Annotated in this window: 16 protein-coding genes; 8 read left to right on the top strand and 8 right to left on the bottom strand. The window is 59.6% G+C overall.

Annotated elements, in window-relative coordinates; all coding sequences use genetic code 11:
* Nucleotides 1-46: 46 nt before the first annotated feature.
* Complete coding sequence (locus ACSQ36_RS05700) at nt 47-1006, bottom strand: histone deacetylase family protein (protein ID WP_436181188.1); 960 nt, start codon at nt 1004-1006, stop codon at nt 47-49.
* A gap of 318 nt (nt 1007-1324) precedes the next feature.
* On the opposite strand from ACSQ36_RS05700, the gene ACSQ36_RS05695 reads away from it, so the two are divergent.
* Nucleotides 1325-1897 carry a phasin family protein gene (locus ACSQ36_RS05695; RefSeq protein ID WP_213763332.1) on the top strand — a complete coding sequence of 191 codons (573 nt, stop codon included), beginning with the start codon at nt 1325-1327 and terminating at the stop codon, nt 1895-1897.
* A gap of 207 nt (nt 1898-2104) precedes the next feature.
* On the opposite strand, the gene lpdA is transcribed toward ACSQ36_RS05695, so the two are convergent.
* The 3 genes from lpdA to aceE all read right to left on the bottom strand — a co-directional run bounded on the left by lpdA (nt 2105) and on the right by aceE (nt 8891).
* Nucleotides 2105-4216, bottom strand: a complete 2112-nt coding sequence (lpdA, locus tag ACSQ36_RS05690) for a dihydrolipoyl dehydrogenase (protein WP_436181187.1) — start codon at nt 4214-4216, stop codon at nt 2105-2107.
* Nucleotides 4217-4431: 215 nt separating this feature from the next.
* Nucleotides 4432-6090, bottom strand: a complete 1659-nt coding sequence (gene aceF, locus ACSQ36_RS05685) for a dihydrolipoyllysine-residue acetyltransferase (protein WP_436181186.1) — start codon at nt 6088-6090, stop codon at nt 4432-4434.
* 101 nt (nt 6091-6191) lie between these two features.
* Complete coding sequence (gene aceE / locus ACSQ36_RS05680; protein ID WP_436181185.1) at nt 6192-8891, bottom strand: pyruvate dehydrogenase (acetyl-transferring), homodimeric type; 2700 nt, start codon at nt 8889-8891, stop codon at nt 6192-6194.
* A gap of 307 nt (nt 8892-9198) precedes the next feature.
* Between aceE and fixL the strand changes: the two genes are divergently transcribed.
* From fixL to ACSQ36_RS05660, 4 genes are all read left to right on the top strand, one after another.
* The gene (gene fixL, locus ACSQ36_RS05675) at nt 9199-11727 is read left to right on the top strand and encodes an oxygen sensor histidine kinase FixL (RefSeq protein WP_436181184.1); all 2529 of its coding nucleotides are present in this window, start codon (nt 9199-9201) and stop codon (nt 11725-11727) included.
* A complete protein-coding gene (gene fixJ / locus ACSQ36_RS05670) occupies nt 11724-12371 on the top strand; it encodes an oxygen response regulator transcription factor FixJ (RefSeq protein WP_089165612.1) in 648 nt (215 codons plus the stop codon). The genes fixL and fixJ overlap by 4 nt, the downstream gene beginning before the upstream one ends.
* 303 nt (nt 12372-12674) lie before the next feature.
* Nucleotides 12675-13538, top strand: coding sequence for a bifunctional methylenetetrahydrofolate dehydrogenase/methenyltetrahydrofolate cyclohydrolase FolD (gene folD, locus ACSQ36_RS05665; protein ID WP_213763342.1), 864 nt, complete (start codon nt 12675-12677; stop codon nt 13536-13538).
* Nucleotides 13539-13782: 244 nt separating this feature from the next.
* A complete protein-coding gene (locus ACSQ36_RS05660) occupies nt 13783-15915 on the top strand; it encodes a M3 family metallopeptidase (protein WP_436181183.1) in 2133 nt (710 codons plus the stop codon).
* 99 nt (nt 15916-16014) lie between these two features.
* Here ACSQ36_RS05660 and ACSQ36_RS05655 read toward each other — a convergent pair whose 3' ends face one another.
* Nucleotides 16015-17289 carry an amidohydrolase family protein gene (locus tag ACSQ36_RS05655; protein WP_436181182.1) on the bottom strand — a complete coding sequence of 425 codons (1275 nt, stop codon included), beginning with the start codon at nt 17287-17289 and terminating at the stop codon, nt 16015-16017.
* Between the two features lie 295 nt (nt 17290-17584).
* On the opposite strand from ACSQ36_RS05655, the gene ACSQ36_RS05650 reads away from it, so the two are divergent.
* From ACSQ36_RS05650 to xth, 3 genes are all read left to right on the top strand, one after another.
* A complete protein-coding gene (locus ACSQ36_RS05650) occupies nt 17585-17893 on the top strand; it encodes a type II toxin-antitoxin system RelE/ParE family toxin (protein ID WP_213763347.1) in 309 nt (102 codons plus the stop codon).
* Nucleotides 17890-18183 (top strand): addiction module antidote protein, encoded by a 294-nt coding sequence (locus tag ACSQ36_RS05645; RefSeq protein ID WP_213763349.1) that lies wholly within the window; start codon nt 17890-17892, stop codon nt 18181-18183. Before ACSQ36_RS05650 ends, ACSQ36_RS05645 begins: the two co-directional genes overlap by 4 nt.
* 153 nt (nt 18184-18336) lie before the next feature.
* Nucleotides 18337-19113: an exodeoxyribonuclease III gene (gene xth, locus ACSQ36_RS05640; protein WP_436181181.1), complete on the top strand. Its 777-nt coding sequence runs from the start codon at nt 18337-18339 to the stop codon at nt 19111-19113.
* A 172-nt stretch (nt 19114-19285) separates the two neighbouring features.
* Here xth and ntrC read toward each other — a convergent pair whose 3' ends face one another.
* The 3 genes from ntrC to glnA all read right to left on the bottom strand — a co-directional run bounded on the left by ntrC (nt 19286) and on the right by glnA (nt 23671).
* Complete coding sequence (gene ntrC / locus ACSQ36_RS05635; RefSeq protein WP_436181180.1) at nt 19286-20791, bottom strand: nitrogen regulation protein NR(I); 1506 nt, start codon at nt 20789-20791, stop codon at nt 19286-19288.
* Between the two features lie 151 nt (nt 20792-20942).
* Complete coding sequence (gene glnL, locus ACSQ36_RS05630; RefSeq protein WP_213763359.1) at nt 20943-22088, bottom strand: nitrogen regulation protein NR(II); 1146 nt, start codon at nt 22086-22088, stop codon at nt 20943-20945.
* Between the two features lie 167 nt (nt 22089-22255).
* Nucleotides 22256-23671 (bottom strand): type I glutamate--ammonia ligase, encoded by a 1416-nt coding sequence (gene glnA, locus ACSQ36_RS05625; protein WP_213763361.1) that lies wholly within the window; start codon nt 23669-23671, stop codon nt 22256-22258.
* Nucleotides 23672-23729: the final 58 nt, after the last annotated feature.

Raw genomic sequence — 23729 nt, 5'->3', positions numbered from 1 at the left:
GTTAACGTCGCGTTAACACATTTGGTTTACTGAGTTTCAAACCGTTTCAAATGAAATTTACCGGGCGCAGTGTATCGGGTGCGCCTGAATCGTGCAGGGCGCCGAACGCGACGGCAGCAAGCTGAACGGTCTGGAGATGGATGTCGACGGTGACGTCGATATCGCGGCCGTAACCACCGGCCATTGTGATTGCCACGGGGATATCCCGCCCGGACGCGGCGGTGAACACGAGGGAATCGCGCCTGGCCAGGCCATCGACACTCAGTGCGAGTCGCCCCAACCGGTCGTCGACGTGTGGGTCCGCGCCGGCGAGATAAATAAGCATGGCGGGTTCAAAGCGTTCGAACATCGTCGATAAACCGCCGGAAAGCGCTTCCACATACGCGTCGTCCTCGCAGCCGTCGGGTAGCGCGATGTCGAGATCGCCGATCTCCTTGCTGAACGGATAATTCGACGTGCCGTGCAGCGACAGCGTGAAAACGCTCGGATCGTCCTGGAAGATGGCGGCGGTTCCGTTGCCCTGGTGTACGTCGAGATCGACGATCGCTATGTGCGGCGTGGGCTCGCCGCGCTCCCGCGCCTCGGCCTGTAGCGCCCGGGCAGCGACGGCCGCGTCGTTGAACACACAGAATCCTGCGCCGTGTGACGCATATGAATGATGCGTGCCGCCCGCCAGATTCACCGCGAAACCGCCCTCCCGGGCGGCGTGACACGCAGCGATCGTCGCCCCCACGGAGCGCCGGGAACGCTCCACCATTTCAGGCGACCACGGAAAGCCAATCTCCCGCTGCTCGCGGGCGTCCAACGCTCCGGTCGCCACGCGCTCGATGTAATCACCCGCGTGAACACGCGCCAGCTCGAAATCGGCTGCGATCGGCGCTTCACGCAACTCGACATTCGGCAGTTCGGCCTGCACACGCTCACGCAAAAGGTAATATTTCTGCATGGGAAACCGATGGCCGGCCGGTAGCGGCAAGACGAATCGATCGCTATAAAAGGCTTTCATTCGAAACAAAATTCCACTTTTCCAGAACTGAGATCAGTGTACCGGCAGCATTTGCGTCCTCCGCCCCAAGCTGGTGCAGCGCATCTCGAAATGTAGTTCCACTACAGAGTTCTCCGCTCGTAAGCCATTGTTTAATAAGCAATCGTACGATGTTGCGCCGCACAAAAAGATACTTGACATCTTTAGGAATATCCCTAGAATAGGTTCCATGTTGCGACGCACCAATGGCTGTTCGCCTCATACGGTTTCCGGATTTCCGGTCGCCGCCAAAACCCACGACCCGCGCTGATGATGGGTCGACACTTTCAGGAGCGTGACATGACCCTTTTGACCCCGGAACAAATCGCCGCTGCAAACAAAGCTCAATTCGACACCCTCTTCGGCCTGACGAACAAGGCATTTGAAGGTCTGGAAAAGCTGCTTGAGTTGAACCTGCAAGTTGTGAAGTCGACGCTGGCTGAAAGCCAGGAAAACGCGCAACGCGTGTTGTCGGTGAAGGACGCGCAAGAACTGCTCGCACTGCAAGCCAGCCTGGCTCAGCCGGTCGCGGAAAAGGCGCTGTCGTATGGCCGTCACCTGTATGAAATTGCATCGTCGACGCAAGCTGAATTTGCCCGTGTTGCCGAAGAGCAGTACGAAGACCAGAACCGCAAGGTGCAAACGCTCGTAGAAAACGTCGCGAAGAACGCACCGGCAGGTTCGGAAACGGCTGTCGCCGTGATGAAGTCGGCCATCACTGCCGCCAACACCACGTACGAAACGATCCACAAGGCAAGCAAGCAAGCTGTCGAGATCGCGGAAAGCAACTTCAACGCAGCCGCTACGGCCGCTACGAAGGCTGCATCGCAAGCTACGGCTCAAGCTTCGCGTGCTACCAAGAAAGCGGTCTGAGCGAATTCATTCGCACGCGGTGGCGCCGGGAACTCCGGTGCGGCCGCGAGACGGTCAGGCTGAATAGAAAACCGTTCCAACGAAAGTTGGGGCGGTTTTTTTTCGCCCTCTGTCACCCCAAGGGAATGTCGCGTACAGCGCAAAGGCCGGAAAAAAAACGGCGCGTTCCTGACAGGACGCGCCGCTCTTTAACCAGCCAACCGCGCCTTACTTCTTGCGCTGCGGCGGCAGGTCCGTGCACACACCTTCGTACAACTCGGCGGCCATGCCGATCGATTCGCCGAGCGTCGGGTGCGGATGGATCGTCTTGCCGATATCCTCCGCGTCCGCGCCCATCTCGATCGCCAGACACACTTCACTGATCAGGTCGCCCGCATTCGTCCCGACGATTCCACCACCGATAATCCGGTGCGTTTCTTCATCGAAGATGAGTTTGGTGAAACCTTCGTCGCGACCATTTGCAATCGCCCGGCCCGACGCGGCCCACGGGAACGTGGCCTTGCCGTACTTGATTCCCTCAGCCTTGCACTGATCTTCGGTCTTGCCGGCCCACGCCACTTCGGGATCGGTGTAAGCGACAGACGGAATCTGCAATGCGTCGAAGTACGCCTTTTCACCATGCGCCGCTTCCGCTGCAACGTGGCCTTCGTGCACGGCCTTGTGCGCGAGCATCGGCTGGCCAACCAGATCGCCGATAGCAAAGATATGCTCGACGTTCGTGCGCAACTGCTTGTCGACGTTGATGAAACCGCGATCCGTCACCGCCACGCCAGCCTTGTCCGCACCAATCTTCCCACCGTTCGGGCTACGGCCGACCGCCACGAGCACGAGGTCATAACGTTGTGCTTCAGCCGGCGCTTTTTCGCCTTCGAAGCTCACGTAGATGCCGTCGTCCTTGGCTTCCGCCTTGGTCGTTTTCGTCTTGAGCATGACGTTCGCGAAACGCTTGGCGTTGAACTTCTCCCACACCTTCACGAGATCACGATCCGCACCGGCCATCAGGACATCGAGCATTTCGACCACGTCGATTTCCGCCCCCAGCGACGCATACACCGTCGCCATTTCCAGGCCGATAATGCCGCCGCCGATCACGAGCATGCGTTTCGGGATCTGGCGCAATTCGAGCGCGCCGGTTGAATCCACCACGCGCGGATCTTCCGGCATGAACGGCAGCTTCACGGCTTGCGAGCCCGCTGCGATGATCGCCTGCTTGAACTGCACGACCTTTTTGCCGCCCTCGCCTTCGATCTCCATGTGATTCGGACCGACAAACTTGCCGACACCCGTGACCACCTGGACCTTGCGCGCCTTCGCCATGCCGGCCAGTCCGCCGGTCAGTTTCTTGACGACGCCCGACTTGAAGTCGCGGAGTTTGTCGAGATCGATCGTCGGTTCACCGAAGGAAATGCCGTGGTGCGCGAGTTCCTTCGCGGCGTCGGTGATCGCGGCAGCGTGAAGCAAGGCTTTCGACGGAATGCAGCCAACGTTCAAACATACGCCGCCAAGGGTTGCATAACGTTCCACGATGACCGTGTTCATGCCGAGGTCAGCTGCGCGGAACGCGGCCGAATAACCGCCGGGGCCGGCGCCGAGCACGAGCATGTCGCATTCGATATCGGCGGAACCGGAGAACGACGCGGCTTTCGGTGCGGGCGCGGCAGTCGCTTTTTCGGCCGGCTGCGGCGCGGCGGTCTTCGGTTTTTCCTCAACCTGGCTGACACCGCCGCCCTGGCCTTCAGGCGTGAGGATGACGACGCCTTCGGAGACGTTATCGCCGATCTTGACCTTGACTTCCTTGACCGTGCCCGCTGCGGGCGACGGTACGTCCATGGTCGCTTTATCGGATTCGAGCGTGACGAGCGATTGTTCTTTCTCGACGGTGTCGCCTGCCTTCACGTGAATTTCGATGACCGGGATGTCGGTGAAATCGCCGATATCCGGCACCTTCACGTCTTGCGATCCACCGCCTGCGGGTTTTTGTTCAGCGGGCTTGGACGCGGCCGTTTCTTTCGGCGCCGGTGCATCGGCTTTCGCCGCAGCGGGCTTTTCAGCGGGCGCTGCCGGCTTTTCGCTGCCGGCGTCGGCCGTTTCCACCAATGCGATCACGGTGCCTTGCGAGACTTTATCGCCGGCTTTTACCTTGACTTCCTTGACCGTACCGACGAGATCGCTGGGGACTTCGATGGACGCTTTATCGGATTCGAGGGTGAGGACGCCTTGTTCTTTTTCGATGGCGTCGCCGGCTTTGATATTTACTTCGACGACATCGACGTCTTTGAAATCGCCGATATCGGGTACTTTAAGTTCGGTGAGACTCATGTTGTCCCCTAAAAAGGAAGCGGGCAGAACCAAAGGATGCAACGCGCGGCCCTTGGTTCTGCCGTCGGCAGACTTGCCTTTCTTTGCTTACTTTCTTTGGCAATTCAAAGAAAGTAAGTGCCGCCCCGCACAGGGGCGACTAGCAAAGTGCAGTGCAATGCAAGTTCAATGAAGCGGCTAGCGGGCCAACATAAGCGGCCCGCCAAGCACAAACATCACAAACTCACGCGACGGAAATCCGCCAGCACAGCAGAAAGGTAGGCATTGAACCGCGCGGCCTCGGCGCCATCGATAACCCGATGATCGTACGACAGCGACAAAGGCAGAATCAGGCGAGGTACAAACGCCTTGCCGTCCCACACCGGCTTCATCGCGCCCCGCGACAACCCCAAAATTGCCACTTCAGGCGCATTGATGATCGGCGTGAAATGCGTTCCGCCGATGCCACCCAGTGACGAAATCGAGAAGCATCCGCCTTGCATCTGGTCGGGCTTCAGCTTGCCTTCACGTGCAGCCTTCGACAGATCGGCCATCTCGCGGGCGACATCGACGAGGCCCTTCTTGTCCGCGTCGCGAATCACCGGAACCATCAAACCGTTCGGGGTATCGGCGGCAAAACCGATGTTGTAATACTGCTTGAAGACGAGGTTGTCGCCGTCGAGGCTCGCATTGAACGTCGGGAATTTCTTCAACGCGGCGACCACCGCCTTGATCACGAACGCGAGCATGGTGAACTTCACGCCGGCCTTTTCGTTTTCCTTGTTCAGCGTCACACGCAGCGCTTCCAGGTCGGTGATATCGGCTTCGTCGTTGTTCGTGACGTGCGGAATCATGACCCAGTTGCGATGCAGGTTCGCACCCGAAATCTTCTTGATGCGCGAGAGCGGCTTCGGATCGACCGGACCGAACTTCGTAAAATCGATCTTCGGCCACGGCAGCAGGTTCAACTCGCCGCCACCGGCAGGCGCTGCGGCGGCTGCCGCCGGCGCTTTACCCTGGCCGCTCATCACGCCCTTCACGAACGCGGTCACGTCGGCTTGCGTGATGCGGTTCTTTGGGCCCGAACCCGTTACGGACGACACGTCAACGCCGAGTTCGCGCGCAAACTTGCGCACTGACGGCGATGCATGGCTCGACGTACGCGAGCCTTCGCCAGCGGGAATCGCCGGTGCGAGCGCGAGTGCGGACGGTGCTTCTTTCTGGGCGGGCGCGGCTTTGGCCGGTGCATCCGAAGGCGCTTCTGTCTTCGGTGCTTCCTGCCTGGGAGCAACAGCGGCCGCGGCAGCCGATCCTTCACCGCCTTCCAGCACGAGGATCAACGTGCCTTCCGAGACGTTGTCGCCGACCTTGACCTTGAGTTCCTTGACCGTGCCCGCTGCGGGCGACGGCACGTCCATGGTGGCTTTATCGGATTCGAGCGTAACGAGCGATTGCTCCTTCTCGACCTTGTCGCCGACCTTCACATTCACCTCGATGACCGGAATATCCTTGAAGTCGCCAATATCCGGCACCTTCACTTCAACCGATCCGCCGCCCGACGATGCAGTCGCCGCAGGAGCCTTATCCTGCGCCGGCGCTTCAGCGGGTTTTTCAGCGGCCTTCGGTGCAGCAGCGGCAGCAGCAGCACCGGATTCAGCCGCTTCCAGCACGACGATCAACGCACCTTCCGACACGTTGTCGCCCACTTTGACCTTCACTTCCTTCACGACGCCAGCGGCCGAACTTGGCACATCCATGGTCGCTTTATCGGATTCGAGCGTGACGAGCGATTGCTCCTTCTCGACGGTATCTCCAACTTTCACCAGCACTTCGATCACCGGAATGTCCGTGTAATCGCCGATATCCGGCACCTTGACTTCGATCGCTTGACTCATTGTTCATTGTCTCCTGGGTCGCGACGCGAAAAATCGCCCTGCCACGAGGCTAAAGCCAGGGGCAAGGCGACTTCGCGCAACAACACTCGGGGGCCGATGCGTTAAACCGTCATCGGGTTGGGTTTGGCGGGGTCGAGCGCGTACTTCTTGATCGCGTCGGCGACGACCTTGCGGTCGATCGTGCCTTCGTCGGCCAGCGCATTGAGCGCCGCGACGGTGACCCAGTAGCGGTCGACTTCGAAGAAATGACGCAGTTTTTCGCGCGTGTCCGAACGGCCATAACCGTCCGTGCCGAGCACGACAAACTTGTTCGGCACGTAACCGCGAATCTGGTCGACGAGCGCACGCACATAATCCGTCGATGCCACCACCGGACCTTTCGCGTCCTTCAGCAGCTTCGTCACGTGCGAGACCTGGCGTTCTTCCGTCGGGTGCAGCAGGTTCCAGCGCTCCACTTGCGCGCCTTCGCGTGCCAGTTCCGTGAAGCTCGGAACGCTCCAGAGATCGGCGGCCACGTTCCAGTCGTTCTTGAGCAGGTCGGCAGCGGCGATCACTTCATTGAAGATCGTGCCCGCGCCCATCAGCTGAACGCGCGGCGTTTTTGCGTCGGCATCCGATTTGCGGAACGAGTACATGCCCTTGATGATGTCGGTGGCTACCGTTTCACCTTGCGGAATCGCCGGGTGTTCGTAGTTCTCGTTCATCACCGTGACGTAGTAGTACACGTCTTCCTGCTCGGCCACCATGCGACGCAAACCGTCCTGCATGATCACCGCGAGTTCGTAACCGAAGGTCGGGTCGTAGCTCACGCAGTTCGGCACCGACGCCGCCCACATCAACGAATGGCCGTCTTCGTGCTGCAGCCCTTCGCCGTTGAGCGTCGTACGCCCGGCCGTGCCGCCCAGCAGGAAACCGCGCGAACGCATGTCGCCCGCTGCCCACGCCAGGTCGCCGATACGCTGGAAGCCGAACATGGAATAGAAGATGTAGAACGGGATCATGATCTCGCCGTGCGTCGAATACGACGTCGCGGCCGCGATCCAGTCACACATCCCGCCGGCTTCGTTGATCCCTTCCTGCAGGATCTGGCCGGTTTCCGATTCGCGATAGAACATCAACTGATCGGAATCTTCCGGCACGTACTTCTGGCCGTCCTGATTCCAGATACCGATCTGGCGGAACAAACCTTCCATACCAAAGGTACGCGATTCGTCCGGCACGATCGGCACGATGCGTTTGCCGAGCGCCTTGTCCTTCAGCAGGATGTTGAGAATCCGCACGAACGCCATGGTCGTGGAGATCTCGCGGCCCGGACCCGTGCCCTTGAGCACCGGTTCGAACGCCGACAGATCCGGCACCGGCAGCGACTCGGCTTTCTGACGGCGCGCCGGCAGATAACCACCCAGTTCCTGGCGACGAGCGCGCATGTACTCGAGTTCCTTCGACCCTTCGTCGAACTCCAGATACGGCACGTCGGCGATCTGGTCGTCGGGTATCGGCAGCTTGAACTGATCGCGGAACTTCATCAGCTGATCTGTGTGCAGCTTCTTCTGCTGATGGGTGATGTTCATGGCCTGACCGGCTTCGCCCATGCCATAACCCTTGATGGTCTTGGCGAGGATGACGGTCGGCTGCCCCTTCGTCTTCGATGCTTCCGAATACGCCGCGTAAATCTTGTGCGGATCATGGCCGCCGCGATTCAGGTTCCAGATGTCCTCGTCGGACCATTCCGCCACCATCGCCTTGAGTTCCGGCGTGTTGAAGAAATGCTCGCGCACGTAGGCGCCCGACTCCGACTTGTAGGTCTGGTACTCGCCGTCTACCACTTCCATCATCCGGCGCATCAGCGCACCGGTTTTATCGCGGGCAAAGAGCGAATCCCAGCGGCTACCCCACACCACCTTGATCACGTTCCATCCAGCACCGCGGAATTCACTTTCGAGTTCCTGGATGATCTTGCCGTTGCCGCGAACCGGGCCGTCGAGACGCTGCAGGTTGCAGTTGATCACGAAGACGAGGTTATCGAGCCGTTCACGGCCGGCCATGCCGATTGCGCCGAGCGATTCCGGTTCGTCCGTTTCGCCGTCGCCAAGGAATGCCCAGACCTTGCGGCTGCCGGCCTTGATGATGCCGCGCGCATCCAGGTACTTCATGAAACGCGCCTGATAGATCGCCATGATCGGGCCGAGGCCCATGGACACGGTCGGGAACTGCCAGAAGTCCGGCATCAGCCACGGATGCGGATACGACGAAATGCCTTCGCCGCCCACTTCCTGGCGGAAATTATCGAGCTGACTTGCTTTCAGGCGGCCGAGCAAAAACGCACGCGAGTACACACCCGGCGACGAATGGCCCTGCACGAACACGAGGTCCCCGCCATGTTCGGGGGACGGTGCGTGCCAGAAATGGTTGAAGCCGACGTCATACAGCGTGGCCGCCGATGCGAACGAAGCAATGTGGCCGCCCACGTTCGTGTCCTTGCCCGCGCGCAGCACCATGGCGATGGCATTCCAGCGCGTGTACGAGCGGATCTTGTGTTCGATGTCCTGATCGCCGGGAATCTTCGACTGGGCGGCGACCGGAATGGTGTTGATGTACGGGGTGTTAGCGGAAAACGGCAGATGTTCGCCGTGCACGCGCGCGAATTCGATCTGCTTTTCGATCAGGTAATGGGCGCGATCCGGACCTACTGCCGAAATCACGCCGTCGAGGGCTTCCAGCCACTCAGCGGTTTCCTGGGGATCTTCGTCGTCCTTGGCGTTGGCGACATATTTCATCACTTCGTCGGGTACAGCGGACATGCTCGTCTCCTGATTTGAGGAACGCTCTGTGAACAGACGACGCGAGCCTTTAAGCCATCCGCAAGACACAATTGCGGAAAACAATGAGGGACAAGCGCGCGTGCGGCAATTCTAAAGAGCCTCAGAACGGTAGCGCAAGCAATTTTTCGAATCATGAGACTCAATCTCATAATGCGAAAAAATGCTGCAACGCACCGTGGGACAAGGACTTTTTGTTAGACGCGTTGGTGTCCTTGCGATCAATTGCGGGCCTTTTCAAGACTTTTTACGCCATTTAACAGTGTGGCGCTGCGTTACAATTGCGCGCATGTTGACCGAACGGCTTTTCGCACGCTCGGCGCGCTCGAAGGGCAAACCCAACGACTCGGCGCCGACCCGCTGGCACCACGGACCGTGGTGGTCAAACTCGTACTTGCTGACCCCGTTGATCTCGATTCTGGTCTTCCTGGTCGTGATGAGCCTGATCTTGTGGAGTCTCAACCGGCGCGAACAGCAACAGCAGGAAGACACGCTCTACCGTAACGTGGCTTGGGCGCAGCAGCAAATCAGGCTTTCCATGACTGGGGCGCAGGAGCAGATTCAGGCGTTGGCGCGTGACATCGCGACGGGCCATGGGGACCCGCAGACGTTCCAGAGTTCCACCGGCGACATCATGCAGGGGCATCCCGAAATCCTCTACATGAACTGGTACACGGCGCAGCACAAGCCCCGCTGGCCCAATACCCCGCTGCCCGTGCTCGGTTCACGGCTCGCCAAGCCCACGGATGCTCAGATGGACGACGCCGTCCAGTCCGCCTTCGACGAAGCCCGCACCAGCCGCCGGCAGGTCTACTCGCCACTTCTGTACGACGATTTAGGCAATGGCTACATCACGTTGCAGACGCCGGTTTATCGCGACCGCGATTTTCTCGGGTCAATTGCGGCGGTGTTTTCCATCGAGGGGATTCTCAAGCATGACATCCCCAGCGAACTCTCCGCCAAGTACAAGATTTCCATTACCGATCTGAACAATCGCGAGCTCGCGACCACGTCCAGCCGGCCGCGCCTGCCGCGCGACATGTTCTACGACCTGCCGCTCGATCCGCCGGGCCAGGGGGTATCGGTACGCGTTTATTCGTATCCGCAACTGACGAATTTCACGAACAACACGCTCGTCTGGCTGGTCGCCGGCCTGTCTTGTTTTGTGTTGTGGAGCTTGTGGAGCCTCTGGAAACACACCCGGCAACGCTTTGAAGCGCAACAAGCGCTCTACGCCGAGGCATTTTTCCGCCGGGCGATGGAAAATTCAGTGCTGATCGGCATGCGCGTGCTCGACATGCACGGCCGCATCACGCACGTGAATCCCGCGTTTTGCCGGATGACCGGCTGGGACGAAAGCGATCTCGTGTCCAAAGTGGCGCCCTTTCCGTACTGGCCGAAAGACGCATATCCTGAAATGCAGCGGCAACTGGATATGACCTTGCGCGGCAAGGCGCCTTCATCCGGCTTCGAATTGCGCGTGCGTCGCAAGGACGGTTCGTTCTTCCATGCGCGGCTTTATGTCTCGCCGCTGATCGATAGTTCAGGCCGGCAGACCGGCTGGATGTCGTCGATGACCGACATTACCGAGCCGCGCCGCGCTCGTGAAGATCTCGCCGCCGCGCATGAACGCTTCACCACCGTGCTGGAAAGCCTCGACGCGGCGGTATCCGTGCTCGCCGCCGACGAAGCCGAACTGCTGTTCGCGAATCGCTATTACCGGCACCTGTTCGGGATTCGCCCGGACGGCCATCTCGAACTGGCGGGCGCGGGTTTCGACACGGCGCAGGCGTCGTCGGATTCCATCGATATGGTCGATACCTACGCCGGCCTGCCCGCCACCGCGCTGACCGAAAGCACCTCGGACGCGCAGGAAGTGTATGTGGAGAGCATCCAGAAGTGGTTCGAAGTGCGTCGCCAGTACATTCAGTGGGTGGACGGCCATCTCGCGCAGATGCAGATTGCGACCGACATCACCACGCGCAAGCAGGCGCAGGAACTGGCCGATCAGCAGGAAGAAAAACTGCAATTCACCAGCCGTTTGATGACGATGGGCGAAATGGCGTCGTCGTTGGCGCACGAGTTGAACCAGCCTTTGGCCGCGATCAATAATTACTGTTCGGGTTGCGTTGCGCTCGTCAAATCGGGCCGCATGACGCAGGACGCGCTGTTGCCCGTGCTCGAAAAAACGGCGCAGCAAGCGGTGCGCGCGGGCATGATCATCAAGCGCATTCGCGAATTCGTGAAGCGCAGCGAACCGAAACGCCAGCCTACGCGCGTGGCGGATATCGTCGCGGATGCCGTCGGCCTCGCGGAAATCGAAGCGCGCAAACGCAAGATTCGCATTCTCACCGAGATCCGCTCGCGTATGCCCGTGATTCATGTGGACCCGGTGCTGATCGAGCAGGTGCTCGTGAACTTGTTGAAAAACGCCGCGGAAGCCATGCACGATGCCAAGCCGAACGCCGTCGATCCTGTGATCCGCGTGCTCGTGCAGCGCGTGGACGGCGGGTTTGTCTGCGTGAGCGTAGTGGACCAGGGGCCCGGCGTGGACGAAGCCACGGCCGAGCGCCTTTTCGAACCTTTCTACAGCACCAAGTCCGACGGTATGGGCATGGGCTTGAACATTTGCCGATCGATCATAGAATCGCATCGTGGACGTCTTTGGGTGGTGAACAATATCGATGCCTCCGGCACCGTGACTGGCGCCACATTCCATTGCAGTTTGCCAATCGGAGAAGCCGATGGTCCGGGCAGTAGCGGACCGGAAGCTCTCAGTCATCAACCCACACAACAAACTGTTACGGGAGAGCTATGAGCACAGTCACCACTCAGGAAACCGTCTTTGTCGTCGACGACGATGAAGCCGTGCGTGATTCTTTGCGCTGGCTGCTTGAAGCCAATGGCTACCGCGTCTCGTGTTTTGCGAGCGCTGAGGCGTACCTCGACGCGTATCTCCCGATCGCCCATTCTGGCGCAATCTCGTGCCTGATACTGGACGTACGGATGTCCGGCATGAGCGGTCTCGAATTGCAGGAGCGGCTGATTGCGGAAAACTCGCTGCTGCCGATCATCTTCGTGACGGGTCACGGCGACGTGCCTATGGCTGTGTCGACCATGAAGAAGGGCGCGATGGATTTCATCGAAAAGCCGTTCGATGAAGCCGAGTTGCGCAAGCTGGTTGAACGCATGCTGGACAAAGCGCGTACCGAGAGTTCGAGCGTGCAGCAACAGCGTGCCGCGGCTGAGCGGTTGGGCAAGCTGACGGCGCGGGAGCATCAGGTGCTGGAGCGGATTATTGCAGGGCGTTTGAACAAGCAGATTGCTGATGATCTTGGTATCAGCATCAAGACGGTCGAAGCGCATCGCGCGAACATCATGGAGAAGCTTTCCGTGAATACGGTTGCGGATTTGCTCAGGCTGGCACTGTCCAACAAGCCGCAGACGCAGTCGGCCCAATAGGGGTTTTAGGGCTTCTCGCTGGTACGCCGAGGGGCGGCTTTTTGCGCCTCGGCGGCAGTGGCTTTGGTTTGTGCCCGGTCGAAGCCGAATCGCCCCTCCCGGCCAGTGACAAAAAAGCGTCAAGAAATACAGACAGACCCAAACCGGCCATCGTCCCAAGCGCCGCACCGCCCGCCGCACCCGCATCCCCGTCCGGTATAATCAAACACTCACCGCACCGCCGCGCCGCACTGGCGCAACAGGCCCCTTGCGACCCTGCGCCCTCAAGAAAAGCAGCGGACTTGTTCTCCGCCCAGACCTCCTATGACCGCCCAAATCATCGACGGCAACGCCCTCTCCAAGACCCTTCGCGCCGATGTAGCCGTACGTGCCGCCGCCCTGACCGCCCGTGGCCAGCAACCCGGCCTGGCAGTCATTCTCGTCGGTGAAAATCCGGCCAGCGAGGTCTACGTCCGCAACAAGGTAAAAGCCTGTCAGGACAACGGCTTGCATTCCGTATTCGATCGTTTCCCGTCCACGCTCACCGAAAGCGAATTGCTGACGCGGCTCGACGACCTGAACAACGATCCGAACGTGCACGGCATCCTGGTGCAACTTCCGTTACCGAAACATATCGATAGCCACAAGGTCATCGAAGCCATCGCGCCGGCCAAGGACGTAGATGGTTTCAACGTCGAAAACGCGGGCGCGCTGATGACCGGCAAACCGCTGTTTCGCCCGTGCACGCCGTATGGCGTGATGAAGATGTTCGAAGCGCATGGCATCCCGCTGGAAGGCGCGAATGCAGTCGTGATCGGACGCTCGAACATCGTCGGCAAGCCAATGGCCATGCTGCTGCTCGAAGCCGGCGCCACGGTCACCATCACGCACAGCAAAACGCGCGATCTGGCCGCGCTGACGCGCAACGCGGATGTGGTCGTCGCGGCAACCGGCCGGCGCAATATCCTGACCGCCGACATGGTCAAACCCGGCGCAACAGTGATCGACGTAGGCATGAATCGCGACGAGAACGGCAAACTCTGCGGCGACGTGGATTTCGCGGGCGTGAAGGAGGTGGCCGGTTTCATCACCCCCGTGCCGGGCGGCGTCGGGCCAATGACCATCACCATGCTGCTGGTAAATACCATCGAAGCGGCCGAACGCGCGATGCAGCAGGATCGGGATTAAAGCGTTGGGGCAACGCTCTTCAGCGCTTACATGCATGATGGGCGCACCGGCCGCCCACTTACCGCACCAACACGCACAGCCGGCACGCCGATCGGGTAAATCGCCGCGTTAGCCAGAATCGATTTGAGAATCGGCGGAAGCGTCCCCACAATAGTGAATAGCCCAACCGTCGAAATCGCGCGCTGTGTCAGGCGCGGCGTCACGTTCATCGTCGCATCCATTTTTATCCGAGACCGGGAGAGTCATGTCCAGTTCGACACCATCGAATATCGCGAATCAAGCTCAGACCCAAGCTCAGGGCAACCCCCTGCTCGACTTCTCCGACCTGCCCCGTTTCAACGACATCAAGCCGGAACACGTGACGCCCGCGCTCGACGTCCTGCTCGCCGATGCAAAAGCCGCCGTCGATCACGCCAGCGCGCCTGAGACCCCGGCTACGTGGCGAGACATCGTGGAAAGCGTGGAGCGCGCGAGCGAACGCCTGTCGCGTGCGTGGGGCGTGATCGGCCACCTGAATGCCGTCGCCGATACCCCCGAATTACGCGCCGCCCACGCCGAGAATTTGCCGCGCGTGACGGAGTTCTCAGCGAGCGTCGGGCAGAACCTGGCGCTCTATGAGAAATACAAGGCGATTGCGGCGAGCGAGGAACACGCATCGCTTTCAGTTGAGCAGAAGAAAATGCTCAGTAACGAGTTGCGCGGGTTCCGTTTGTCGGGCGCCGAATTGCCCGAAGATAAAAAGCCCCGGTTTGCGCGCGTTCAGGAAGAACAGGCGGCGTTATCGAAGGCATTCTCCGACCATGTCCTCGATGCCACGAATGCGTTTTCGTATGTCGTCACCAAGGAAAGCGAACTCGCCGGTTTGCCGGAAGACGTGATCGAAGCGGCACGCGAAGCCGCGCAGAAAGAAAGCCGTGAGGGCTGGAAGTTCACGCTGCATTTCCCTTCGTATTTCCCCGTGATGCAGTACGCGGAGCATCGACCGCTGCGTGAAGCGATGTATCGCGCCTATGTGACGCGCGCCTCCGAACTGGGTGCGAACTACGGCAACGGCAAGCCAGACTGGGACAATACGGCGAATGTCGTCGAGCAGTTGAAGCTGCGCGCCGAAGAAGCCCACGCGCTCGGCTATCAGAACTTCGCTGAGGTATCGCTTGCACCGAAGATGGCGGAATCGCCGGAACAGGTGGTTGCGTTCCTTGAGGACCTGGCTGTGCGTGCACGCCCACACGCCGAGAAGGACTGGATGGAGTTGCGTGCGTTCGCCGCGACCGAGCTCGGCATGCCGGAATTGCAGCCGTGGGACTCGACCTTCGCCGCGGAGCGCCTGCGCCAGCAGCGTTATTCGTTCTCGGAAAACGAAGTGAAGCAGTATTTCCCGCAAGAGGCCGTGCTGAAGGGCTTGTTCAAGGTCACGGAGACGCTGTTCGGCGTGAGTATCCGCCGCGATGAAGCCGCCGTCTGGAATCCGGAAGTGCGCTTTTTCCGCGTCGAAAACAAGGACGGTTCGCTCGTCGCGCAGTTCTATCTGGACCTGTATGCGCGCGAAGGCAAACGCGGCGGCGCCTGGATGGACGACGCCCGCTCGCGGCACAAACGCCGTGAAGGCGGCGTTCAGACGCCCGTCGCGTATCTGACGTGCAACTTCTCCGCGCCCGTTGGCGGCAAACCAGCGTGTTTTACCCACGACGAAGTCATCACCCTGTTCCACGAATTCGGGCACGGCTTGCATCATATGCTGACGCGCGTCGATGAACTTGGGGTATCGGGTATTAACGGCGTGGAATGGGATGCGGTCGAACTGCCGTCGCAGTTCATGGAGAACTTCTGCTGGGAGTGGGACGTACTCACCGACATGTCCGCTCACGTGGACACGGGCGCCACGCTGCCGCGCGAACTCTTCGACAAGATGCTCGCCGCGAAGAACTTCCAGAGCGGTCTGGGCACGTTGCGCCAGATCGTGCTCTCCATGTTCGATATCCAGCTTCACAGCGACTACGATCCGGCCGGCGCGACGAACGTCAACGACTTCGCACGTGAGATCAACGAGCGGTTCCACGTCGTGCCGCAAGCGCCTTTCTCCCGTTGGACCAATACCTTCACGCACATTTTCGCCGGCGGGTATGCCGCGGGGTATTACAGCTACAAGTGGGCGGAAGTGCTGTCGGCGGATGCGTATGCCGCGTTCGAAGAGGCCGCGAAGCTAGGTGGTGGATCAGTGCTTGATGCGACAACGGGCATTCGGTACCGGCGCGAGATTCTTGAAGTAGGCGGCAGCCGGCCAGCGATGGACTCGTTCAAGGCATTCCGCGGCCGGGAACCGAATATCGATGCGCTGTTGCGGCATAACGGCATGTCGCCGGAGACGGCGCATTGAGGTTATGACAGCGGCGACGCTGTTTGAATGATTGAAGAAGACCGTTCCAACTCGCGTTGGAACGGTTTTTTTATGTGCTTTATTTAGAGGGGTCTCGACTTATCGATCCAGCCGAAAATTCACTTCCTCCGGCCGGCCTTCCAGACTGAGTTGCGCCCGCATCGCCGGCGCGCGGCTGACCACCTTGCCGCGACGAAGCACCGCTATTCGCGCCGCCCGCAAGCGAATCGCTTCAACCGGGTCGCGCGCGTCCAGTACCACGCAATCCGCGTTGTTGCCCACGGCAATCCCATATCCTTCGATACCCAGGATTTTCGCCGGCGTCGTCGTCACCGCTTCGAACGCGGCACGCATTGCATCGATGCCCGTCATCTGCGCGACGTGCAGACCCATGTGCGCCACTTCCAGCATGTCGCCAGAGCCCAGGCTGTACCACGGGTCCATCACGCAGTCGTGGCCGAACGCTACGTCTACCCCCGCTGCCATCAACTCCGGCACGCGCGTCATGCCTCGGCGCTTGGGGTAGGTATCGGCGCGGCCTTGAAGCGTGATGTTGATCAGCGGATTCGCGATCGCGGCCACGCCGGAGTCGCGAATCAACGGGATCAGCTTGCTCACGTAGTAGTTGTCCATGGAATGCATCGACGTCAGGTGCGAACCCGTGACGCGTCCCTGCAGACCCAGCCGATGGGTCTCCGACGCCAAGGTTTCTATATGGCGCGACATTGGATCGTCGGATTCGTCGCAATGCATGTCCACGCGCAGGCCCTTCTGCGCCGCGAACTCGCAAAGAAGGCGCACGGACTCGGCGCCATCGGCCATCGTGCGTTCGAAATGCGGAATGCCGCCGACTACATCGACGCCCATTGATATCGCGCGCTTCAGGTTCTCGAACGCGCCGTTGCTCCGCAAAACGCCGTCCTGCGGGAACGCAACGAGTTGCAAGTCCAGATACGGCTTCACACGGCGCTTCACTTCCAGCAACGCCTCCACGGCGAGCAGACGCGGATCGCAGACATCCACGTGAGATCGAATCGCGAGCAGGCCACGCGCGACGGCCCAGTCGCAATACTGCATCGCCCGGTCGACCAGTGCGTCCTGTGTCAACTCGGGCTTCAGCTCACCCCATAACGCGATCCCTTCCAGCAGCGTTCCCGACGCGTTCACCCGCGGCAAACCGTAGGACAGCGTGGCGTCCATGTGGAAATGCGCATCGACGAACGGCGCGGTGACAAGAGAACCCGCGGCATCGATTTCCTCCGGTGCAGCGGCGGCGAGTTGCGGTTCGATCGCGGTGAAACGCCCGCCTTCGATGCCGATGTCCACCAGATCGCGGGAATCTGCGAGCGCTGCGTGTCGAATGATCAGGTCCATGAGGTTGTCCTTTCGCCAAGTGTTTCGATGATTGTAGCGGGACAGAAAGCTCGATTTCCGGAGTGCTGGCCACGTTAGCCATTTGGTCGACTACAGCAAACTTGGGCGACCGATCACAGTGACCACTCCACTTTCCCGATGGTTGGCTTTCGTCACTACGCTCAAATCACTCCGATGCCGATTCCCGAGTGAGCAAGATCAGATCACTACATTCAATCGATGCCTTGAGTTTTCGTATCCAGTGGGATACACTTTACCAAGGCATCCCACTTAACGTTATCTGGGATCCACACGCATGACGAACACAATCAATCAAACGCACGACTTTTCGGCTTGGCTGTTGGGCGTGACTGATGTGTTAGCAAGAGCCGCCATCTTGATCCGGATCAAACGCGCCGCGTTGGGAAATTTCGGCGATTGCCATGACGTCGGCGGCAGCGTGTGGGAAATGCGGATTCACACAGGCGCGGGCTATCGTGTGTATTACGTGCGTGACGGCTTGACGGTTTATCTATTGTTGGCCGGCGGAAGCAAGCAAGGGCAGATATCGGATATCGCCCGAGCGAAGGCCATGTGGCAGCGAATCAGACAGGAACGGAAATGAACTCAACTCACATTTCAACTTTCGACGCATCCGACTATCTCGATAGCGAAGAGGCCATCGCGGCCTATCTGAACGAGGCGCTTGCCTCGGGGAACTCCGACATTCTCCTGTCCGCTCTTGCCGATGTTGTGAAAGCACGCGGCATGTCGAAAGTTGCCTCCGAAGCGGGTGTGCAACGCGAAAGCCTGTACAAGTCGCTGGCTGAGGGGGCGAAACCCCGATTTGAGACCATCCAGAAAGTGGCCGCTGCGTTGGGGGTGAAACTTGTCGCCGTGCCGGTCCATCACTGACGCCCTTCGCCTTGAGGACCTAAGGCCGGTGGCTCAGGTAAGCTGCGCCCACGCTTCAATCAATCGGGCCTATAACGCCGAAAGACCAATAGACAGCTTAACGCTCACGCCAACAGCTCATCACTGACGAGAGTCAATCTCCGCACCAATCAAATGAAAATTGCCACCTGGAACGTCAACTCCCTCAAGGTCCGCCAACAGCATGTGATCGACTGGCTGGCAACAAGCGGCGTCGACGTGTTGTGCTTGCAGGAACTCAAGCTCACCGACGACAAATTCCCCGTCGCCGAACTCGCGGCCGTCGGCTACAGAAGCTGGTTCGCCGGTCAGAAGACCTACAACGGCGTCGGTATTCTGGTACGCGACAGCCTGGCGGTCGACGAAACCACGGTCGTGCGCAATATCCCGGCGTTCGAAGATCCGCAGCAACGCGTGATTGCCGCGACGGTCGAGGGCGTGCGAATCATCTCGGCGTATTTTCCCAACGGCCAGGCTCCGGGCACGGAAAAATTCGCGTACAAGATGCGCTGGCTCGAGGCGCTGCGGGACTGGATCGAGGGCGAGATGAAGACCTATCCGCAACTCGCGCTGCTCGGTGACTACAACATCGCGCCGGAAGATCGCGACGTCCACGACCCGAAAGCGTGGGAAGGCCAGAACCTCGTCTCGCCCGAAGAACGCGCGCATTTCGTGCAGTTGATCGAACTAGGTCTCACCGACACCTTCCGCATGTTCGAGCAGCCGGAGAAGCTTTACACCTGGTGGGACTATCGGATGCTCGGGTTCCGTCGTAACGCGGGACTGCGCATCGATCACATTCTGGTCACGGCAGAACTCGCCGCACGATGCACAGCTTGCGAAGTGGACAAAGTGCCGAGAAAGTGGGAACAACCGTCGGATCACGCGCCGGTAATCGCAACTATTAACTGAATAGGGAGTGCTCTGGCAGTGGAGCGTTAACGCGGAAGCTGTGCCAAGCGCCAGGCGACTGCGTTATGTCTCGTTCGGAACTTGAGGCGAGAAGCTCGCTATCAAATACGCCCATAAATGCAGGCGAAGAACCGCGGCGAGGGCGTCGGCAGACGCCCTCCACTACCCGGCATCAGGCGTCCAGGTGCAACTCCTGAATCTTGCGTGTGATCGTATTGCGGCCGATCCCTAGCCGCTCGGCCGCTTCCACTTTCCGGCCGCGCGTGAAGTCGAGCGCCTCGCGAATCACCGCAGCTTCAAAGCGCCGCGCGAGTTCGTCCATGACATCGGCGGTATTCTCACGAAGCAATCGCGCAACCTCGGTCCGTAGGCCGTTTTCCCACACGCTCGCGGGAACGCCGGCAGGCGGCGTACCAAGCGATGCAGGCAAACCGCCGGCACCACCCGATAGGGCCGCGTTCGACCCGCCGCCAATTTCCGCCGCCGAGGCGGTCAACGCAGTGCTCTCACCCGCGTATTCCTGAGTCGGCGTGAGATCCGGCGGCAAATCCTTTTGCTCGATCGTCTGCGCCGGCGCCATCACGGTCAGCCAGTTACACAGGTTTTCGAGTTGCCGTACATTGCCTGGAAACGGCAGCGATGCCAAAAAACCAAGCGCATCTTCCGATACGCGCTTCGGCTCGACACCGAGATCGCGCGCGCTTTTCTGCAGGAAATGCCGCGTGAGCAACGGAATGTCTTCACTACGCTCTCGCAACGCGGGCAGGCGCAAGCGAATCACGTTCAGCCGATGATACAAGTCCTCCCGAAACAACCCTTGCCGCACGCGTGATTCGAGGTTCTGGTGAGTCGCCGCGATCACCCGAACGTTCGCCTTCAACGGGTTGTGGCCACCCACGCGATAAAACTGCCCATCGGATAACACACGCAACAGACGCGTCTGCAAATCAAACGGCATATCGCCGATTTCATCGAGAAACAACGTACCGTTTTCAGCTTGCTCGAACCGCCCCTGCCGCATCGCCTGCGCACCCGTAAACGCGCCGCGCTCGTGGCCGAACAACTCGGACTCAAGCAGATCCTTCGGAATCGCAGCAGTGTTCAACGCAATGAACGGCCCATTCGCGCGCGGGCTATGGCGGTGCAGCGCACGCGCGACAAGCTCCTTTCCGGTGCCTGATTCGCCCGTGATGAGCACGGTGGCGGCGGAATGTGACAGACGGCCGATCGCGCGAAACATGTCCTGCATCGCCGGCGCCTGGCCAAGCATCTCAGGCGTTTCGGTGACGCTGTTATCGTAGGCCGCTTCCCCGCGCATGCTTTCATCGACGGCGCGGCGGATCAATTCAACGGCCTTGTCGACATCGAACGGCTTTGCCAGGTATTCGAACGCACCGCCCTGGAACGCAGCCACGGCGCTGTCGAGATCGGAGAACGCCGTCATGATGATGACCGGCAAACCGGGCAGCTTATCGCGCACAGTTTGCAACAATTCAAGTCCCGAACCTCCCGGCATGCGGATGTCGGACACAAGCACTTGCGGACTTTCCTGTTCAAGCGCTATAAGCGCGTCGCGGACGCCGGAAAAACTGCGCGTGGCGAAGTTCTCTCTTGCGAGCGCTTTTTCAAGCACCCAGCGGATGGATTGGTCGTCGTCTACTATCCAGATCGGCTTCATATAGTTCGGCGAGATGTCTTCGTGTGGTTCGGTATAAGCCCGTCGAAACGGTCAGGCGTACTAGCGCTTTTCAAAATGTCGATGAACCCTCGTGATCGATCCTTAACCTTGACTCCATGCTTCGGTACTTCGATCCTTCATCGGCGTCCGGTCAGCCGCCGAACGGCAACAAGATGGTGAACTCGGTACAACCAGGCTTGCTTTCCACTTCGATCAACCCATCGTGCTGCTGCACGAACGTCTGTGCGAGCGTAAGGCCCAGTCCACTTCCATCTTCCCGCCCGGACACAAGCGGATAGAAAATCCGGTCGCGTATCTCTTCCGGGATTCCGGGACCGTTGTCAGTGATATGCAAGTCCAGTGCCAGTTTGTGCAGGCGCTTGCCAATCGTCACTTTGCGCGCAATACGGGTACGCAATTCGATACGCGCATCGCCTTGTGAAATGCGTTCGCGCAGCGCTTCCGCCGCGTTACGCACGATGTTGAGCAATGCCTGGATAAGCTGCTCTTTATCGCCGCGCAAGTCGGGCACGCTCACGTCGTAATCGCGATCGAGCGTGAGGCCACGCGGAAACTCCGCGAGAATCACGGCGCGCACGCGTTCGCATACTTCGTGAATATTCACGTCGCCAACAATATGCGGATGCCGATGCGGCTCAAGCAACCTGTCTACCAAGGTTTGTAGCCGATCCGATTCCTTGATGATCACCTGCGTGTATTCGCGCAACTCGTCGCGTTCACGCGCGCCCAACTCGAACTCGAGCAGTTGCGCTGCGCCTCGAATGCCGCCAAGCGGATTCTTGATTTCATGCGCGAGGTTGCGAATCAGCTGCTTGTTGACCGCCGTCAGATCGTGAATACGCTCCTCGCGGTCGGTCTTCAAATGCCGCTCGTTCTCGAATAGTTCGAGCAGCACGTAATTCGGTGCGACTTCCAGATACGCAACAATCGCGTGAACATGCAACGGCTCGCGGCCGGGACGTTCGAGCACGGCGTCGAGATGCGTTGCGTTGAAACGATGATCGGCAATCGACGCAATGGTCGTCACCAGTTCGTCCGCATTGGCGAACAGTTCAGGCCATGAGGTTTGAGCCAGTTGCTTGCGCGAGCGCTCCAGCATGGCTTCCGCCGACGGATTCGCGAACGCGATCTTGAGGCTCAACTTGTCGAGCACAAGCACGACCGTGGGCAGCGCTTCCATGCCCGGCAGCAAATGCGTAGCGACGAGCGCGGCGTCGTCGGACAACGAGTTGTCGGGAGGACTCTTTCTCGCCTTGATGAGATTCTTGAGAACCATCGTGCAGTGAGACCCGGTCTTGAAACTTGTCAGGAGAAGTGCCGGCGATTAAAAAAAGGGACGGCACGCCGTCCCTTTTCGATCACTCGACACTCCTGCTTCGCGTCAGGCGACGCACTTCTCCGCAAGACAGCGAACGAAGAAGCACGCGCGCCATGCAACGCGCTTTACAGCGAGTAGTACATTTCGAACTCGATCGGATGCACAGCCTGGCGATAGCGCTGCAGTTCATTCGTCTTCAGTTCGATATACGCGTCGAGCATGGAATCGGTGAACACACCGCCGACCGTCAGGAACTCACGGTCAGCGTTAAGCGCGTCCAGCGCTTCGTCGAGGCCGGCACACACGGTCGGGATCTTTGCATCTTCTTCCGGCGGCAAGTCGTACAGGTTCTTGTCAGCGGCTTCGCCCGGGTGGATCTTGTTCTGCACGCCATCCAGACCGGCCATCATCAGCGCCGAGAAGCACAGGTACGGGTTTGCCATCGGATCCGGGAAACGCGTTTCGATACGGCGGCCCTTCGGGTTCGACACGTGCGGAATGCGGATCGAAGCCGAACGGTTCTTCGCCGAGTAAGCAAGCTTGACCGGTGCTTCGAAGTGCGGCACGAGACGCTTGTACGAGTTCGTCGACGGATTCGTGATCGCGTTCAGCGCGCGAGCATGCTTGATGATGCCGCCGATGTAGAACAACGCAAATTCCGACAGGCCTGCATATCCGTCGCCGGCGAACAGGTTCTTGCCGTCCTTCCAGATCGACTGGTGAACGTGCATGCCCGAGCCGTTGTCGCCCACGACCGGCTTCGGCATGAACGTCGCCGTCTTGCCATACGTGTGCGCCACGTTATGAACGATGTACTTCAGTTGTTGCGTCCAGTCTGCGCGTTGAACCAGCGTCGAGAACTTCGTGCCGATTTCGTTCTGGCCCTGGCCCGCCACTTCGTGGTGGTGCACTTCGACCGGAATGCCGATCTGTTCGAGCAACAGGCACATTTCCGAACGGATGTCCTGGAACGTGTCGACCGGCGCCACCGGGAAATAACCGCCCTTCGTACCCGGACGGTGACCCGTGTTGCCGCCTTCGAATTCCATCGACGACGACCACGGCGCTTCTTCCGAGCCAATCTTGACGAAACAGCCCGACTGATCTGCGCTCCAGCGAACCGAGTCGAAAATGAAGAATTCCGGTTCCGGACCGAAGAAAGCGGCGTCGCCGAGACCCGAGCTCTTCAGATACGCTTCAGCACGCTTCGCGAGCGAGCGCGGATCGCGTTCATAGCCTTTGCCATCTGCCGGTTCCACCACGTCGCAGGACATCACGAGCGTCGACTCTTCATAGAACGGGTCGATGAACGCAGTATCCGCATCCGGGATCAGCAGCATGTCCGACGCTTCGATGCCCTTCCAGCCGGCGATAGACGAACCGTCGAAAGCGTGGCCGCTTTCAAATTTGTCTTCGTCGAATGCCGAGACCGGCACCGAAACGTGTTGTTCTTTACCGCGCGTGTCGGTGAAACGGAAGTCGACAAACTTGACGTCCTCGTCCTTGACGAGTTGCATGACGTCGGCCACGGATTTGCTCATTACTTATCTCCTGATTAACAAAAGTCGACGAACATCAATTCGCCGCCTGACCGATTCG

It is taken from the genome of Caballeronia sp. LjRoot34, from assembly GCF_964253815.1.
Classification (GTDB): domain Bacteria; phylum Pseudomonadota; class Gammaproteobacteria; order Burkholderiales; family Burkholderiaceae; genus Caballeronia.
Note: the sequence above shows the minus strand (reverse complement) of the source record. Positions and strands in the feature narration are given on the sequence as shown.

Coding starts and splice junctions, on each gene's coding strand:
- aceF (WP_436181186.1), bottom strand. CDS start 6,090: ATGAGTCAAGCGATCGAAGTCAAGGTGCCGGATATCGGCGATTACACG.
- ACSQ36_RS05695 (WP_213763332.1), top strand. CDS start 1,325: ATGACCCTTTTGACCCCGGAACAAATCGCCGCTGCAAACAAAGCTCAA.
- ACSQ36_RS05655 (WP_436181182.1), bottom strand. CDS start 17,289: ATGGACCTGATCATTCGACACGCAGCGCTCGCAGATTCCCGCGATCTG.
- fixL (WP_436181184.1), top strand. CDS start 9,199: ATGTTGACCGAACGGCTTTTCGCACGCTCGGCGCGCTCGAAGGGCAAA.
- ACSQ36_RS05700 (WP_436181188.1), bottom strand. CDS start 1,006: ATGAAAGCCTTTTATAGCGATCGATTCGTCTTGCCGCTACCGGCCGGC.
- folD (WP_213763342.1), top strand. CDS start 12,675: ATGACCGCCCAAATCATCGACGGCAACGCCCTCTCCAAGACCCTTCGC.
- ACSQ36_RS05645 (WP_213763349.1), top strand. CDS start 17,890: ATGAACTCAACTCACATTTCAACTTTCGACGCATCCGACTATCTCGAT.
- ACSQ36_RS05650 (WP_213763347.1), top strand. CDS start 17,585: ATGACGAACACAATCAATCAAACGCACGACTTTTCGGCTTGGCTGTTG.
- glnA (WP_213763361.1), bottom strand. CDS start 23,671: ATGAGCAAATCCGTGGCCGACGTCATGCAACTCGTCAAGGACGAGGAC.
- fixJ (WP_089165612.1), top strand. CDS start 11,724: ATGAGCACAGTCACCACTCAGGAAACCGTCTTTGTCGTCGACGACGAT.
- xth (WP_436181181.1), top strand. CDS start 18,337: ATGAAAATTGCCACCTGGAACGTCAACTCCCTCAAGGTCCGCCAACAG.
- ACSQ36_RS05660 (WP_436181183.1), top strand. CDS start 13,783: ATGTCCAGTTCGACACCATCGAATATCGCGAATCAAGCTCAGACCCAA.
- glnL (WP_213763359.1), bottom strand. CDS start 22,088: ATGGTTCTCAAGAATCTCATCAAGGCGAGAAAGAGTCCTCCCGACAAC.
- lpdA (WP_436181187.1), bottom strand. CDS start 4,216: ATGAGTCTCACCGAACTTAAAGTACCCGATATCGGCGATTTCAAAGAC.
- ntrC (WP_436181180.1), bottom strand. CDS start 20,791: ATGAAGCCGATCTGGATAGTAGACGACGACCAATCCATCCGCTGGGTG.
- aceE (WP_436181185.1), bottom strand. CDS start 8,891: ATGTCCGCTGTACCCGACGAAGTGATGAAATATGTCGCCAACGCCAAG.